At 61.9% G+C, this 15482-nt stretch carries 14 protein-coding genes; 2 read left to right on the top strand and 12 right to left on the bottom strand.

Annotated features, from left to right (window positions below; all coding sequences use genetic code 11):
• The 4 genes from QZ638_RS16735 to ilvD all read right to left on the bottom strand — a co-directional run.
• Positions 1-279, bottom strand: a 279-nt coding sequence (locus QZ638_RS16735; RefSeq protein ID WP_295812851.1) for a TRAP transporter large permease subunit, incomplete at its 3' end; no start/stop codon positions are given.
• A gap of 6 nt (positions 280-285) precedes the next feature.
• Positions 286-831 carry a TRAP transporter small permease gene (locus QZ638_RS16730; protein ID WP_295812850.1) on the bottom strand — a complete coding sequence of 182 codons (546 nt, stop codon included), beginning with the start codon at positions 829-831 and terminating at the stop codon, positions 286-288.
• 170 nt (positions 832-1001) lie between these two features.
• Positions 1002-2000 carry a TRAP transporter substrate-binding protein gene (locus tag QZ638_RS16725; RefSeq protein ID WP_295812848.1) on the bottom strand — a complete coding sequence of 333 codons (999 nt, stop codon included), beginning with the start codon at positions 1998-2000 and terminating at the stop codon, positions 1002-1004.
• Between the two features lie 72 nt (positions 2001-2072).
• A complete protein-coding gene (ilvD, locus tag QZ638_RS16720) occupies positions 2073-3746 on the bottom strand; it encodes a dihydroxy-acid dehydratase (protein ID WP_295812847.1) in 1674 nt (557 codons plus the stop codon).
• Between the two features lie 97 nt (positions 3747-3843).
• On the opposite strand from ilvD, the gene QZ638_RS16715 reads away from it, so the two are divergent.
• Positions 3844-4779 carry a LysR family transcriptional regulator gene (locus QZ638_RS16715; RefSeq protein ID WP_295812845.1) on the top strand — a complete coding sequence of 312 codons (936 nt, stop codon included), beginning with the start codon at positions 3844-3846 and terminating at the stop codon, positions 4777-4779.
• Between the two features lie 42 nt (positions 4780-4821).
• Here QZ638_RS16715 and QZ638_RS16710 read toward each other — a convergent pair whose 3' ends face one another.
• From QZ638_RS16710 to QZ638_RS16690, 5 genes are all read right to left on the bottom strand, one after another.
• Positions 4822-6810 carry a tyramine oxidase gene (locus QZ638_RS16710; RefSeq protein WP_295812843.1) on the bottom strand — a complete coding sequence of 663 codons (1989 nt, stop codon included), beginning with the start codon at positions 6808-6810 and terminating at the stop codon, positions 4822-4824.
• A gap of 27 nt (positions 6811-6837) precedes the next feature.
• A complete protein-coding gene (locus tag QZ638_RS16705; protein WP_295812842.1) occupies positions 6838-8271 on the bottom strand; it encodes an aldehyde dehydrogenase family protein in 1434 nt (477 codons plus the stop codon).
• A gap of 82 nt (positions 8272-8353) precedes the next feature.
• Positions 8354-9322 (bottom strand): helix-turn-helix domain-containing protein, encoded by a 969-nt coding sequence (locus tag QZ638_RS16700; protein WP_295812840.1) that lies wholly within the window; start codon positions 9320-9322, stop codon positions 8354-8356.
• A 99-nt stretch (positions 9323-9421) separates the two neighbouring features.
• Positions 9422-11500, bottom strand: a complete 2079-nt coding sequence (locus tag QZ638_RS16695; protein ID WP_295812836.1) for a TRAP transporter permease — start codon at positions 11498-11500, stop codon at positions 9422-9424.
• Between the two features lie 113 nt (positions 11501-11613).
• A complete protein-coding gene (locus QZ638_RS16690) occupies positions 11614-12624 on the bottom strand; it encodes a TAXI family TRAP transporter solute-binding subunit (RefSeq protein ID WP_295812834.1) in 1011 nt (336 codons plus the stop codon).
• Positions 12625-12807: 183 nt separating this feature from the next.
• Here QZ638_RS16690 and QZ638_RS16685 point away from each other — a divergent pair, with 183 nt between their 5' ends.
• Positions 12808-13215: a VOC family protein gene (locus QZ638_RS16685; protein WP_295812854.1), complete on the top strand. Its 408-nt coding sequence runs from the start codon at positions 12808-12810 to the stop codon at positions 13213-13215.
• On the opposite strand, the gene QZ638_RS16680 is transcribed toward QZ638_RS16685, so the two are convergent.
• The 3 genes from QZ638_RS16680 to QZ638_RS16670 form a co-directional block, all read right to left on the bottom strand.
• Positions 13206-14414: a beta-ketoacyl synthase gene (locus QZ638_RS16680; RefSeq protein ID WP_295812833.1), complete on the bottom strand. Its 1209-nt coding sequence runs from the start codon at positions 14412-14414 to the stop codon at positions 13206-13208. The genes QZ638_RS16685 and QZ638_RS16680 overlap by 10 nt on opposite strands.
• A 1-nt stretch (position 14415) precedes the next feature.
• Entirely contained in the window at positions 14416-14733 is a 318-nt protein-coding gene (locus QZ638_RS16675; protein WP_295812831.1) for an acyl carrier protein, read from the bottom strand.
• The coding region (locus QZ638_RS16670) for an SDR family NAD(P)-dependent oxidoreductase (RefSeq protein WP_295812829.1) at positions 14726-15482 on the bottom strand (757 nt) is incomplete at its 5' end. The genes QZ638_RS16670 and QZ638_RS16675, both read right to left, overlap by 8 nt.

The raw sequence follows: 15482 nt of genomic DNA, 5'->3' as shown, positions 1-15482 counted from the left end.
GCCCAGTCCGCCGCGGAAATGACCGACGAACTGCGAGGCGAAGCGCAGCAGGATCTGGGTCATCGCGCCGCTCGACATGAGTTCGGCCGCCAGGATGAAGAACGGCACCGCCATGAGGGGGAAGCTGTCCAGACCGGAGAACATCTCCTTGACGATGACGATCTGCGGGTAGGTGCTGCCCAAACTGATCGCCGCCCATACAGCAAGCGCCAGCGAGAAGGCCACCGGCATGCCGATGATGAGAAGCACGAAGAAAGAAGCGAAGAGGATCAGCGCCACGGTCGTCTAGTCCCGGTTGGCTGCGATATGGGTGTCGCCGCCCTCGAAGAGCGCGGTCGATGGGGTGTCGGCCTCGATTTCGGCGAACCGGTTTTCCATCACGAATGAGCGCGCGACCAGAAGCAGATGCACGATGAGCAGGCTGAAGCCGATCGGCATGGCGGCATAGATATAGCTGAACGAGATGCGGGTCGCCGGCGTGAGCTGGAAGCGGGCCCGATCCATATAGTCCATGCCCATCCAGATCATGATCGCGAAGAAAGCCAGTAGCAGGCACAAGATGAGAATGCGCAGGGCGCGCTGGCTCTTGGTGCCGAGCATTTCCTGGAAATTGCCGACGGCGACATGACCGCCGGCGCGCAGGGCGAGACCGGCGCCGATAAATGTCATCCAGATCATCAGGTAGCGGGCGACTTCCTCTGACCATGTGATGGAGAAATTGGTAAGATAACGCAGCGATACATTGGCGAAGACGATCACCGCCATGGCGCCCAGGAGCAGCACCAGGGCCCATTTGTTGAGGGCAACGAAATATCGCTCGAACGTTTTCAATGACCTTCCCCAAGCATGGCGTCGGCTGCGCCCTGGCCCGTTGAACGGGCATTGTTTAGCTCATCATTGCAATGGGTGGGAACCGCTTGGCAGCGAAAAATTTCAACTGAAACAAAAAGCCCGGGTGGCGGCCTGTCCCGCCGCCACCCGGTACGTGTAGCGCCGTGCGCTTACTCTGTTGCGATGATCTGGTCGATCAGAGCCTTGTCATACTGTTCGTAGTAGGTCTCGTAAGCGGGCTGAATGGCTGCCTGAAAGGCGGCTTTCTGCTCAGTGGTGAGCTCGCCGACTTCCATGCCTTCTTCCTTGAGCTGTTCGACGCCGGACGTCTCCACATTGTCGACATAGGCGCGCATCGCGTTCACCGCTTCCGTGGCGGCGTCCTGGAATGTCTGCTTGTCCTCGTCAGACATGCCATCCCAGAGCTGCTTGGAAACGAGCAGCATAGCGGGCGAATAGACGTGGCCGGAGAGGGTCAGGTACTTCTGCACCTCGGAGAGCTTGGCGGAGGTGATGACGGAGAGCGGATTTTCCTGACCGTCGATCGTGCCTTGCTGGAGGGAGCTGATGACTTCCGGCCATGCCATGGGGGTCGGCGCGGCGCCGAGCGTTTCGAAGGCAGTGATGTGGATCGGGTTTTCCATCGTGCGCAGCTTCAGGCCGGCGACGTCCTGAGGCTCACCGATGGTATTGCGATTGTTGGTGATATGCCGGAAGCCCTGCTCGCCCCATGCGAGCGCCACCAGGCCGACATCGTCGAACTTGGCAAGAATGTTCTGGCCGATTTCGCCATCGAGAACATTGCGGGCGTGCGCCAGATCGCGGAACAGGAACGGAATGTCGAAAACGCCGGTCTCAGGCACGAAGTTGCTGAGCGTGCCGGACGAAACGATGGTGGCTTCGATTGTGCCGATCTGCAGGCCTTCGATCACTTCGCGTTCACCGCCGAGACCGGAGGAGGGGAAGTGACGGAAGGAATAACGGCCGTCGGTATTCGCCTCGACCACTTCCTGCCATTTCTCGGCCGCGACACCGTAATGCGAGGTCGGCGCCAGCGCATAACCGATTTTGATTTCCTGTTGGGCCTGTGCGGCCGACGCGCTCGCGAAAACGCCGAGCGCGGTTACAAGTGCCGCGAACGGCCCCCAATTTCTTGCGTAAAATTTCATGCCTCTCTCCCATCGTGGAATTTCGTTGCGATTCAGTTCTCCCATTCGGATAAAGCGTCTGGCGTATCAGACCTATTCAGTCAATGCGCCAGTGCTTGCAGGACCCGCAAGTTTTGCAAATTTGGCCAAAACTCCGTTGCGGTAACGCGGCGCGGGTTTGCGCCAGTGCGCACGGCGGTGCGCGAGTTCGTCGTCGTCCACATTCAACTGCAGCAGGCGGTGGGTGGCATCGATGGTAATCGTGTCGCCCTCCTCGACCAGTGCAATGGTGCCGCCTTCATACGCTTCCGGTGTGACGTGACCAACGAGTAGGCCCCAGGAGCCGCCGGAAAACCGCCCGTCGGTGATGAGTCCGACCGTCTCGCCGAGCCCGCGCCCGATCAGCGCGGAGCTGGGCGCCAGCATTTCCGGCATGCCCGGTCCACCTCTCGGTCCAAGATAACGCAGGACCAGAACATCGCCGGGGCGGATCCGGTCGGACAGGATCGCATTCATGGCCGATTGTTCGTCCTCGAAGACGCGGGCGGGGCCGGTGATACGGGGCGATTTGAGGCCGGAAATCTTGGCCACCGCACCGTCTTCAGCGAGGTTGCCTTTCAGGATCGCCAAATGGCCTTCCGGATAAAGGGGAGCATCGATCGGGCGGATCACGTCTTGATCCGGTGCTACCGTTGCGGGAGTTCTTGCCAACTCGTCGGCCAGTGTGCGGCCGGTGATGGTCACGCAGTCGCCGTGAAGGAGGCCGGCTTCGAGCAATATTTTAAGCACTTGCGGGATGCCGCCGGCGCGATGAAGGTCAACCGCCATATAGCGGCCCGACGGTTTGAGATCGCAAAGCACCGGCACCTTGCGCCGCACACGTTCAAAATCTTCGAGTGCCCACTCCACCTCGGCCGCGCGGCAGATAGCGAGATAGTGCAATACAGCGTTGGTGGAGCCTCCAGTCGCCATTACGAGGGCTATCGCATTCTCCACGCTCTTACGGGTGATGATGTCACGCGGTTTGAGCCCGGCGCGCACCGCATCAAGCAGAACTTTGGCCGAGCGCGCCGCCGACAGTCGCTTCTCTTCGTCGACATTGGCCATGGTGGACGAGCCGAGCAACGACATGCCGAGCGCCTCGAAAGAAGAACTCATCGTGTTGGCGGTATACATGCCGCCGCATGCGCCGGTGCCAGGGACGGCGTTGCGCTCGATGGCATCGAATTCGCTTTCGGAGATGCGGTTGGCCTTGAGCGCGCCGACCGCCTCGAAGGCCGAGACCAGATTCAGGTCTTTGCCGGCCAGCCGTCCGGGCAGGACAGTGCCTCCATAGACATAGATGGCCGGCACATTGGCACGGGCGATGCCGATCATGCCGCCCGGTTTGTTCTTGTCGCAGCCGCCGATGACGAGAACGCCATCCATCCATTGCCCCTGGACTGTGGTTTCGACGCAATCGGCAATGACTTCGCGGGAGACGAGCGAGTATTTCATGCCCTCCGTGCCCATGGACATGCCGTCGGAAATGGTCGGCACACCGAATGTCTGAGGGTTGCCGCCGGCTTCATGCACGGCTTCCACGGCAGCATCGGCCAAGGGCTGCAGGCCGGCATTACAGGGCGTGATGGTCGAGTGCCCGTTGGCGATGCCGATCATCGGTTTGGAAAAGTCTTCTTCCCGATAACCGAGTGCGTAATACATTGCCCGGTTGGGTGAGCGCTCGATGCCTTGCGTGATGGTTTTCGATCGGTCGATTGCGGCCATGGCTGTCTCCCGGCGGTTCTCTTCGCCATTCGAGCGCAAGCTAGGCGTGTTTGAATGATATGAAAAATATATATAAAATATCATATTGATATGTATTATGAATGATAGCTTTATGGACCTTCGCCAGATCAGACATTTCGTTGCTGTTGCCGAGGAGTTGCATTTCGGCCGTGCGGCCGAACGCCTGGGTATGACGCAGCCGCCGCTGAGCCAGAGCATACAGGCGCTGGAGATGGATCTGGGACTGACTCTTTTCGAGCGCACACGGCGCAGCGTGGCGCTGACGCCGGTGGGGCGCGAATGGTTGCCGCATGCGCGGCGGGTTCTGGAGGAAGCCGTGCGTCTGCCGCAGACGGCGCAACAGCTTTCCCGCGGTGAGGTCGGCAGGGTGCGTCTCTCCTTCATCAGTTTTGTCAGTTACAGTTTCCTGCCCACGCTCGTCCGGCGCTTCAAGGAACGGTTTCCCGAGGTCGAGTTGGTGCTGAACGAGGCGACGAGCGATGTTCAGATCGCCGAGCTTCTCGATGGCGCGCTCGATGCCGGCATCATCATCAGCCCACCGCGCGGGGCCCTGCACCCGCCTTTGAGCTATCGACCCGTGGAGACGGACAAGCTGGTGGTGGCGGTGCCGGAGGAATGGGTGATTTCCGGTCGGGTGGTGCCGCAGGGCGGAAAGCTCGACTTTGCCACTTTGTGCAATCTGCCGGTTATTCTGTTTCCGCGCCGCAGCGCGCCGGTGCTGCACGATCTTGTCACACGCTACTATGCGGAGCATGAAGCGATACCCTTTCAGGGGCAGCAGGCGGTGCAGATGCAAACCATCATCAACCTCGTTTCAAGTGCGCTCGGCATTGCTTTCGTACCCAGCACAATGCGCCGCTTGATCCGGCCAGGAGTCGCCTATTTCAGGCTCGCCGAACAGCAGCCGGAAATCGAGATCGGCTTTGCCTGGCGCGTCACGGACGCGAGTACGGCGTTGCAGCATCTGGCCGACACCGTGGCGGGGATGTTTCCGGCGGATGGAGTCCGGTGAGATGAGGCGGCCTGGGAGCCGCCTCTTTTCCCGGGTGTGGTTTTAGTTTTCCGGCAGCCTCACGGTAAGCGCCGGATTGTGCGGGAAGAAGTTGTAGGGCTTCAACGTGATGCCCTTCCACATGGTCGACATGACCGGCCAGTCCTCCATCTGCGGCACATGATGGAAGCCCATCGTGTACCAGGTTACGATGTCGGTGTTGTCGATGTTGCGGTCCTGCTTGACCCACTCGGCCAGCGTGTCGGACCCGTCGCTCTGGAAGGCATACTCGCCGCCGGCATAACGTTCGTTCGCCGCATAGGGCGTGTTCCAGAACGTATAGTCGATATAGGCGTTGCGCTTCGCGGGCGGGTCGTTTTCCGTGTCCAGCGGGCTGTAGGCAACGCTGTTCTGCGGCAGGATCATGTAGCCCGGCGCATGGCCGACGCCGATTTTTCGATCCATGTTCATGACATGATACATGGCCGGCGTTGCCGGGTTTACCCGATAGCGCGCTTCCATTTCCGTCTTCGGCATTTTCGCCTCGGTCACCCACATGGAGCGGCGTGGCACGTCGCCGGGCATGTCGCCTTTCACGAGGCCGGTGCGCATGAAGATATTGTCCTGACCGTCAATGTCGAAATCGAGCCGGAAGTTGAAGAAGTGGTCATGATTGGGTGCGACCAGATTGGGCACGATCAGCGTGCCGTAACGGGTTTCCTGTTCGGCGGTCGCATCCTCCATGGAGGTGGAGGCAACACCCTTCACCGCATCGAGGCCGGTTGCGCCGACCATCACGCGAATGCGCCCGTTCTGCTCGAACACATAGTCGATGAGATAGTCGTAATTGCCCACCTGCGAGGCGGAGCGGACGACCAGCTCGCTGGCGGGTCGGCCTTCCGCGGGCACCGCCTGCTCCTCGCTTTGGGCGAAGATCTCGTAGTGCCGCCAGGCGGGGTCGCCGATATTGCGTTCGAAGATGCACAGCGCATCCGGGATCTCGATCGGATTGCCCAGATCGTCATGCACGGTGGCGGGCAGGAAACGAGCATAGGATGGACAGTCCACACCGGCGCGCAGCGGGCTCAGGAATATGCCGAAGCCATATTCGCCACTGTCCATGTAGGTGCGCCAGTACCAGCCTTCGTCCGGGTCCATATAGGGCACGAAGACTTCCGACAGATGCGCCTGGTAGAGCACTGAGCGCCAGTCGTCGCGGTCGTTCACCTCGATGTTAGAGAGAACCACGCCGGGGCGCTTGTCGACACGCCAGCGAAAACGCCAGATATCCCAGTTCACCATGCTTCCGTCGATGGTGAAGTTGGGGTCGCCTTCCTGACGCAGCACGGCAGGATTGCTTTCGGGCCGCAATGCGCCCGTGCGCGCTTCGACCTCGTCTTCCATATAACCCCAAGCATCCTGCGGCACCGGAACGACGCCATTGTCGATCACTTCCACGACGGTTTCGCCGGCGAGATCGACCACGGCGTAAAGCCCCTCGATGGGCTTGGCGTAGAAATTCGAGCCGGTCGGATTGACGTAGCAGGGCACCTTCATCAGGCGCTGACCGGCTTCGGCTTCAACGTCGAAGGAACCAGCCGTCAGCGGCAGGCAGAACACGTCGCCGGGTTCCAGGTCGCGCTTTGCGAGGGCCGCGACGAAGTTCTCGTCGGAAAGGGCCAGGTCCATGGCTCCGATGAATTCTTCCAGAAGCACCATGTGCTGGCCGCCAATGGCGCCGAAATCGCTGATTTCGCCGGAAACGAGATTGACCTCGGCCTTGTAGGACTCATCGCCGGAGATGACATGGACGGTTGCGGCGCGCGGGCCATCCTCGCCTTCCTTCCAGGCAAGAACCTCGGCCTTTTCCGGTTCTTTCAGTTCGATCAGCGGAAAGCGGGCCTCGTCGGAAATCCGATCGTCGGATTTCATGATGGTGACGACTTCGGCGATCTCCTCCTTGGATAGGCCGTCGAGCGGGTGCGCGAAGGCGCTTCCGCAAAAGACGGTGAGAGCCATGGCCGCGCAGGTGGCGGATAAGTGTCTTTTCATCGTGTCTCCTCCTCTTGAACCGGGCCGTTACATGATCAGGGTCTGGCCGATGGTGTTCTCCATCAGCCCTGCCTCGGCGAACTGTACGCCGATACCGGATTGCTTGATGCCGCCGAAGGGCGCGTTGGGCTGGATCATGCCGTGCTTGTTGATCCATGCGGTGCCGCATTCGAGCTGCAGCGCCAGCGCCTTGGCGCGTTCAGTGTCCTGCGACCAGACGGAGCCGCCAAGGCCGTTCGGGTTGTCGTTGGCGCGTGCGATCACGGCCTCCACATCCGTGTAGCGAATGACCGGCAGGACCGGGCCGAACTGCTCTTCATCGACAAGGCGCATGCCGTGTTCGGCATCGGCGACGATGGTTGCGGGATAGAAGTAACCGGTCCCACCCGACGGTGAACCGCCGGTGAGAATGCGTGCTCCGGCGGTTTTCGCCTCCTCGACCAACTCTTTCACGCGCTCGAACTGCATGGCGTTCTGCACCGGGCCGAGGGCGACGCCGTCCTGCCGTCCGTCGCCCATGGGAATGGCGGCGGCCAGCGCTGATAGCGCATCGCAAACGGCGTCATAAATGCTGTCGTGCACATAGAGCCGCTTGATGCAGGCGCAGGTCTGGCCGTTATTGAGGAACGCGCCCCAGAAGAGCCCTTCGGCGATGGCCTGCGGATCGACATCGGGAAGCACGATGGCTGCATCATTGCCGCCGAGTTCAAGCGTCAGGCGTTTTACCGTTTCGGCGGCCGAGGCCATGATCTTGCGGCCGGTGCCGGTGGAGCCGGTGAACACCATCTTGTCGATGCCGGGATGGGCGGATATGGCCGCGCCGATTTCATCTGCGCCACACACGATATTGACCACGCCGGCCGGCAGCACCTGGTTGATGATCTCGACGAAACGGATCGTGGCGAGCGGTGTGTTGGGCGAGGGCTTGATGACCACGCAATTGCCGGCGCGCACGGCGGGAATGATGTGCCAGGCGGCAATCAGCACCGGGAAGTTCCACGGCGTGATGGAGCCGACGACGCCAATGGGCTTGCGATGAACCTCGACGCGGCCCTCATTGTTGTCCTGCAGGACGGAGACGGGCAGTTCGAGACCCGCTGTGTGTCGGGTCCACGCGGCGGCGGCGCCGATCTCCCACTGCGAGCCGAAACCGCCAATGGGCTTGCCCTGTTCAGCCGTCAGAAGTGGTGCGAGCTCCGGGATGCTTTGCTCGAGGAGGTCGGCAATCTTCAGGCAGGCGGCCTTTCGGTCGGCATCGCTGGTGGCGGCCCAGCCCGGGAATGCATTGCGTGCGGCTTCTACGGCATCATCAAGGTCACCCGGTGTGCCGAGCGGCATATGGCCGACCAGTGCGCCATTCGCCGGATCGAGGACGGGAAACGTTTCTGCGCCCGGCGTCGCGCGCCCGTTGATGATGTTGTGGAACGGATCGCTGGTTGCTTCCTTTGCCGTATCGGCCATTGTCTTCCTCCTCCCGATAGCGCCGCTTTTCAGGCGGCATCAATCGGTCATAGTGGAGGCGCATTCGGCCAACGGTCTTGGACTATTGCGTCGGGTTCTTGGCCGATGACGTCGCTGCGTGAAGGCGGTATTCGCCGGGTGGGACCCTGAAACGTGCCCGGAACTGGCGATTGAAATAGGACAGGTCGTTGAAACCCGCGTCAAAGGCGATGGTGGAGATGCGCTCCGAAGTGCCTGCACTCTTCTGGGCTATAAGACGGTCGCAGACATAATCGAGCCGTGTGGCGATAAGGCGCTCGGACAGGGACAAGCCTGCAGCCTGGAACCGGCGCTGCAGGGCGCGCAGGCTGACTCCCATGGCCGATGCGACGCTGGCTGGTGTGCACGCGGGATCGCGGAAGCGCTGGCGGATATAGGCCCGCGCCTTGGCGACAAGCAGTTCATCGCTGGTTTTGGCGGAGGCCAGAGTGCCGGCTTCGAGACCGCAGAGATAGGCGCCCATCAGATTGAAGAAGGCTTCGCCGATGAAATGCTGCTTGGCGGCGGCGTCTTCTGAATTGACGAGGCGGTCGATTGTGGCGCGCAGGGCCATGCCGATCTCGGTAGAGCCCGGGATCGGGCAGCCACCAAGGGCCGCGGTGCCAAAGCGGTGGGCAAATTCGGAGCGGTTCAGGTGGACGGAATATTGCAGGCTGCCGCTATCGCCATAGAGAAAGCGCGACGGATAGGCCGAATCGATCATGATGAAGTCGCCGGGTGCCAGGCGTACATCGGCATCGCCCTGCCGCATGACCGAATGTCCCGATTTCTGCAGGACCAGAAAGAGGTGCTCGGCGGAATCCTGCCGGATGCAGCGCCAATCCCGGTTGATGCGCGCGGCGCTGTTGCGCACGACCGCCACGGCCAGCGCCTGGCGCTGTTTCAATGTGATGAGCCCGCGCATGTCGCGCGCGCCATCCGGCGGCGACACCAGAAACTGCCCGCAAACATTGCGCACACCAGCCTGGAAGGCATCAAGCGGTGCCAGGCTGTTTGTCTCATTAGACAGCATACATTTCCTCCCGCCCTCATCTGCTCTCCATGCGGATGAGGGCGGGGGAAGCGTAATCAGCTTTCAACAGCTCGGCAAGACGGCTGTGTGTTCCGGTTTTCAGGAACTGGAGGCGCGCGCTTCCCGGCGTCCCGCCATCTGCCGCAGGAACACCGGCAGAGCGATGAAGGCGCCGGCCAGGGTGGCATAGAGATCCGGTGAGACAAAGAGAATGGCGGCGAGTGCAAGAAGCAGCCGCTCATAAACACGCAGCGGTGCGAAGAGCCAGTTTGAGAAGGCCGCCGACAGCATCCAGATACCGAGCATGGCACCGATGGTCGCTACGAAAAATTCGTTCCAGGTGAAACCGTCGGTGACGAGCAGCATGGAGGGCGAGAAGACGAAGACGAACGGCACCAGCGCCTTGCCCATGCCGAGCCGGAAGGCGGTGTTGCCGGCCTTGAAGGCGTTTGCTCCGGCTATGCCGGCCGCGGCGTAGGCAGCCAAGGCGACCGGAGGCGTTATGTCGGCGAGAACCCCGAAATAGAATACGAAGAAGTGGGCGACGATGGGCTGGACGCCGAGCAGGTTCAGAATCGGCGCGGCCACGGCGATCATGATCAGATAGTTGGCCGTGGTCGGGATGCCGCAGCCCATCAGGACGCAGACGATTGCGGTCATGATGAGCGTGAACAGCAGGGTCAGCGTACCCACGCCGACGAGTTCGAAAGGCAGGAAGGCGAGGCCATCTGCCACGCTCTGCGCCCAGCCGGCGGCGACGGACGTTACCATATACGCGATCTTGAAGCCGACGCCGGTGAGCGTGACCACGCCGATGATGACGCCGACGAGGGCGGCGGCGGCGGTGACCGAGAGCGAATATTTTGCGCCGACGACGAAGCCGTCCCAGGTTTCGCGCACGCTTTCGGTGATGGCGGTCTTTACGTCGTGGCGGACGATGTTCTGGATGACGAGGACCAGAAGACAGGCCGTGATGCCCCAGAAGGCGGCGAGATAGGGCGTCTTGCCCGACAGGAGGATGGCCACCAGAACGAAGAGCGGCAGCGTGGTCAGCCAGCCGGCCTTGAAGACGGTCCAGGCGACGGGAAGCTCGTCCTTCGTCAGGCCGCGCAGGCCGCGTCGGCGCGCTTCCAGATGCACCTGCACCAGCACGCCGAAGAAGTGCATGAAGGCAGGCACGAGGGCAGCGGTCAGGATCGTCGTGAGCGGTACGCCCAGATACTCGATCATCAGAAACGCGACCGCGCCCATAACGGGCGGGGTGATCTGGCCGCCGGTGGAACTGGCCGCCTCAACGGCGGCCGCGAAATGGCGTGGGTAGCCGATGCGGATCATCGCCGGGATGGTGAGTGAACCGGTGGTGACGGTATTGGCGATGGATGAGCCGGAAATCGACCCGAGCATGGCAGTAGAGAGGACTGACACCTTGGCCGGCCCTCCGGAATAACGCCCGGCAAGCGCCGAGGCTAAGTCGATGAAGAGCTGACCGAGTCCGATCCGTGTGGCGAGAACGCCGAACAGGACGAAATGGAACACATAGGTGGAGATGACTCCGAGTGCCGTTCCGTAGATGCCCTGGCTCGTCAGGTAGAGATGGTTGACGATGTTGTCCCAGCTTGCGCCCGGATGCGCGAGGATGCCCGGCATCGCCTGGCCGAAATAAGCATAGGCAATGAACAGCAGGGCGATGACGGGCAGGGGCCAGCCCATGGCCCGTCGCGTCGCTTCGAGCAGAACGACGATCAGCACCGTTCCCATGACGACATCGATGGGCAGCGGATCGCCGACGCGGAAAGCCAGATCGTTGAAAATCCAGGGCACATAGAGCGCCGAGACCGCCCCGGCGATGGCAAAAAGCCAGTCGAGAACAGGCATGCCGAGCGGGTAGAGAAGTCCGCGGCGCGGCTCGCGCGGTTGGTTCCATGCAGCGAAGAAGACAAAGATCAAGGCCAGGGTGAAGGCCAGATGCAGGCCGCGATGCGTTGTCGCCTGCGGGATGCCATAGCCGGCGGTGTAGTAATGATAGCAGGACAGGATGAACAGCGCGCCGCCGGCGATCCAGCCAAGCAGCGCCGGCAGGGCCCTGAAGCGGACCTCCGGATCGTAACGCTCTTCGAGCGCCTTCATCTGCTCGTCGCTCAGGGCTTCGGCGCGTTCGGTTTCAGACGGGTCGGCCATCCTGCAAAGCCTTTCGGAAAATCACGGTATCCGTGTGTCGATACCTGAAAGAACGGACCCGGCCCGATTTTGCGGGTCGAGTCCGTTGTTCTTGTCGACGCTGTTGTCGAGCGTTATTCGCCCAGCACGCCCGCTTCGCGGTAGAACTTCTCGGCACCGGGATGCAGCGGAATGCCGACACCGTCGAGCGCTGTGTCGAGCGTGATCTGGCGACCCTTCAGATGGCCGGCGTCCAGAAGCTTGCGGGTGTTGTCGTTCCACAAAGCCTTGGTGATCTCGTAAATCATCTCTTCCGGTTGGTCGACGCTGGTTATCCACTGGGCGCCCACAGACAGCGTGGTGACATCCTCATCGACACCCTCATAGGTGCCGGCCGGGACGGTGTTGGCGGCAAAAAAGCCGTGTTCGCCTGTCACCGCCGAAGCCTCGTCTCCCGAGATCGAAACCAGCGTTACGTCGTGCTGGCTGGCCAGCTCGGCGATTGCGCCGGCCGGGAAACCGCCGACGAAGAAGAAGGCGTCCATCGCGCCGTCGCGCATGCGTTCGGCGGCCTGGTCGGGTTTCAGATAGTGGGCTTCGACATCCTCCTCGGAGAGCCCGTAGGCCTCGAGTATGATGCGGGCGTCGACGAGCGTTCCGGACCCCGGCTCGTCGAGGGAAACGCGCTTGCCGGCGAGATCATCGACGCTGTCGATGCCGCTCTCGGCGCTGGCGACCAGATGAATCGTTTCAGGATAGAGATTGGCGATGGCGCGCAGCTTCTCCACCGGTTCGCGGTCTTCCCAGATGCCGGTGCCGCTGTGTGCCCAGGTGGCGACGTCCGATTGAGAGAAACCGGATTCGAGCGAGCCGCCCGCGATGGCGTTGACATTGGCCACCGATCCATTGGCCGAAAGTGCGGTGGCGATCAGGCCGGGCACACCGCACGATCCGCCTTCGTCACAGGCACGCGATCCGGGTGGATTGGAGATGGCGTTGGCGATGAGCCCGCCAATCGGATAATAGGTGCCAGCGGTGCCGCCGGTGCCGATCCGGAAGAATTGTGGCTGCTGGGCGAGCGCTACGCCGCTGGCGGCGATGCCGCACAAAACCGCACCAATGATCGCAAAACGCCGTCTGTTCACGTGAACCTCCCTCGGGATAAAAATTGTAACATTACGTGAGCTAGCATTCATTCCGTCAGGCATCAACGTTTCCGGTGACCCGGCGGCAGGATACCATCACATTTGCGCGCCGCGTCTGCTATTGGCGTGCTTCCGCAAACAGGAACACGGCGTCTGGGTTTCGCCAGCGCCATCGGAAAAGCAATTGGAGGCGTTTTGGCCAAGTGCATTCATACAATGATCCGTGTGTTGGACGAGGCAAAGTCGGTTGCCTTCTACGAAGAGGCGTTCGGGCTCGAGGTCGCGGACCGCTTCGACTTCGACGGGTTCACACTGGTCTATCTGCGCAATGCGGAAGCGGACTTCGAGGTCGAACTCACCGTCAATAAGGGGCAGACAGAGCCCTACGACCTGGGCGACGGCTACGGTCACCTGGCGGTTGCGGTGGACGATCTCGAAGCTGAACACGCCCGTTTCAAGGCGGCTGGCCTCACCCCGCGTGATATCATTGCTTTCGAACGCGAGGGCACGCTCCTGGCGCGCTTTTTCTTCGTTCAGGATCCCGACGGTTACAAGATCGAAGTGCTGCAGAAGCACGGTCGCTATCGCTGATCGCGCCGCACCACCAGGCTTGCATTGATGCCGCCGAAGGCGAAGGAGTTGCAGAGCGCGGCTTCCATCCCCACCGGGCGGCTCTCGTTCGGCACTGGATCGAGTGGACATTTCGGGTCGGCGCCAAGCCAGTTGATCGTGGGTGGTACGATCTGGGCATGCAGAGCCGAAACGGTGACGATCAGCTCGATCGCCCCAGCCGCTCCGATACAATGTCCGTGAATAGGCTTCGTGGATGAGACCGGCATGGTTTGGGTCTGTTCACCGAACACCATACGGAGCGCCCGCGCCTCGGCGAGATCGTTATAGACCGTGCCGGTGCCGTGGGCGTTTATGTAATCGATCGCTGCCGGCGGCAGGTTTGCCGATTGCAGGGCCAGCCGCATGGCGCGCGCCGCGCCTTCGGCATCGGGCCGCAGCATGTCGCGCGCATCGCTGGAAGTTCCGTAACCTGCCAGAATTGCGAGGCTTTCCGCGCCGCGCGCGGTGGCGGAATCTGCGGCTTCCAGGACAAAAATGGCTGCGCCTTCGCCGAGCACCATGCCATCGCGGCGAGTGGAGAAGGGGCGTGATGCCGTGGGGGTCAGAACATGCAACATCTCCCAGGCGCGAAAAACGGCGGGAGTAAGCATGGCTTCAGAACCGCCGACGACGACCCGGTCAAGCGCGCCGGAGCGGACCATCTCGAAGCCCAGACCGATGGCCTGTGCGGAAGAGGCGCAGGCGGTAGAGATCGTCAGCGCCGGGCCGGTTATTCCGTGTTTCATCGATATGAGGGAGGCGGCGGCATTGGGCATGACCTTCGGAACGCTCATCGGTTCTGCGTCCACGTCCTTTACATAGAAAGCGCGGGCGTTTCGGTCGGTGCTGACGGCACCGCCGGCGCCGGTGCCCAGAACAATGCCGCATCGCTCTTCAAGCGACCGCTGTGTCAGCCCTGCCTGCCCAAAGGCCTCTTCCGTCGCCAGAAGTGTCATTGCGGCGAAGCGATCCGTTGTCGCATTGGTGTATTCTGCGATGGCTTCGTCCGTGGAACCGCCAATCGCCGCCGCGATGTTGACACGCGCATTCTCGCGACCGGGCAAATCGACCTCGCGCACGGCAGAGTTGCCTGTCCGGGCGGCATTCCAGAGAGCGTCTGCGCCCAGACCGGCGGCGGTGACCGCGCCCATGCCGGTGATTGCAACTGATCTCGCCATGTCAGGCGGTTGCGGGGGCAGCGGCTTCGGCCTGATGCTCCCGGATGCGCTCGGTCAGGAGGTTAAGCAACTGATCGAGCGTTTCGACGTCGGCGAAATCACTGTCGACGGTGACGTAGAGATCGAACGTCTCTTCAATGCTCATAAGGATGAGCACAAGATCGTGCGAGGCGATGCCGATGGTGTCGAGGGTGGCGTCCGGAACGAGCCGCTCGGGCTCGAGCTCACCTTCGCGGGCGATGATCCGCATGAGTTCGTCGCGAATCGCGTCTTTGGTATGCGGCGTGGTGGTCATGGTGTCCCGTACGGTGTCAGCCAAGGCTGTCTCTCCCCCACATCAGACCGCCATCGGCAACGACGTCGGACCCCGTCATGAACGCTGAGGCATCCGAAGCGAGGAAGAGCACAATATCGGCAATGTTGCCTGCCTGGCCAAGACGGGGCAATGCCTGGCGCGAAACGAACACTTTGCCGAGTCCTCGCACGAACCGTTCACCGCGCTCTTCGTCACCCGGGATTGCTGCGGCATGGATTCCTGTCGATACGAAGCCCGGCGAGATCGAGTTGACCCTTATACCATCCTTGCCGAATTCGGCCGCGGCGCAGCGTGTGAGATGAAGCAGCGCGGCTTTGCTGACCGAGTAGGCAACGGACGATGCGCCGACGCGATGCCCGGCTATCGACGCCATATTGACGATGCTGCCACCTCCAGGCCGCATAAACGGCACCAGCGCGGACATGAGCAGCCATGGCGCGCGCAGATGAACCGCGAGCGTATGATCCAGCGCTTCAGAGGTCGTGTCCTCCACGCCCTGCGGAACGCCCAGGCCGCCGGCATTGTTCACGAGGATATCCAGCTTGCCGAAACGATTTTCGATGTCGGCGGCGATCAGGCGTGCGTGATCCGGAGACGCCGCATCGGCACGTAGAAACGTTCCGCCGGAACGCCGCTCGGCGTCTCGGCCGCGTTCGGCATCGGTGCCGGTGAACAGCACGCTTGCCCCCGCTTCAAGCAGCCGTTCGACGACATCGGCACCGATGCCGCGCGTGCCGCCGGTGACAAGCGCG

Origin of the sequence: uncultured Nitratireductor sp., assembly GCF_913053745.1 — a bacterium.
Classification (GTDB): Bacteria; Pseudomonadota; Alphaproteobacteria; order Rhizobiales; family Rhizobiaceae; genus Nitratireductor.
This window is presented reverse-complemented; position numbering and strand designations above follow the sequence as displayed.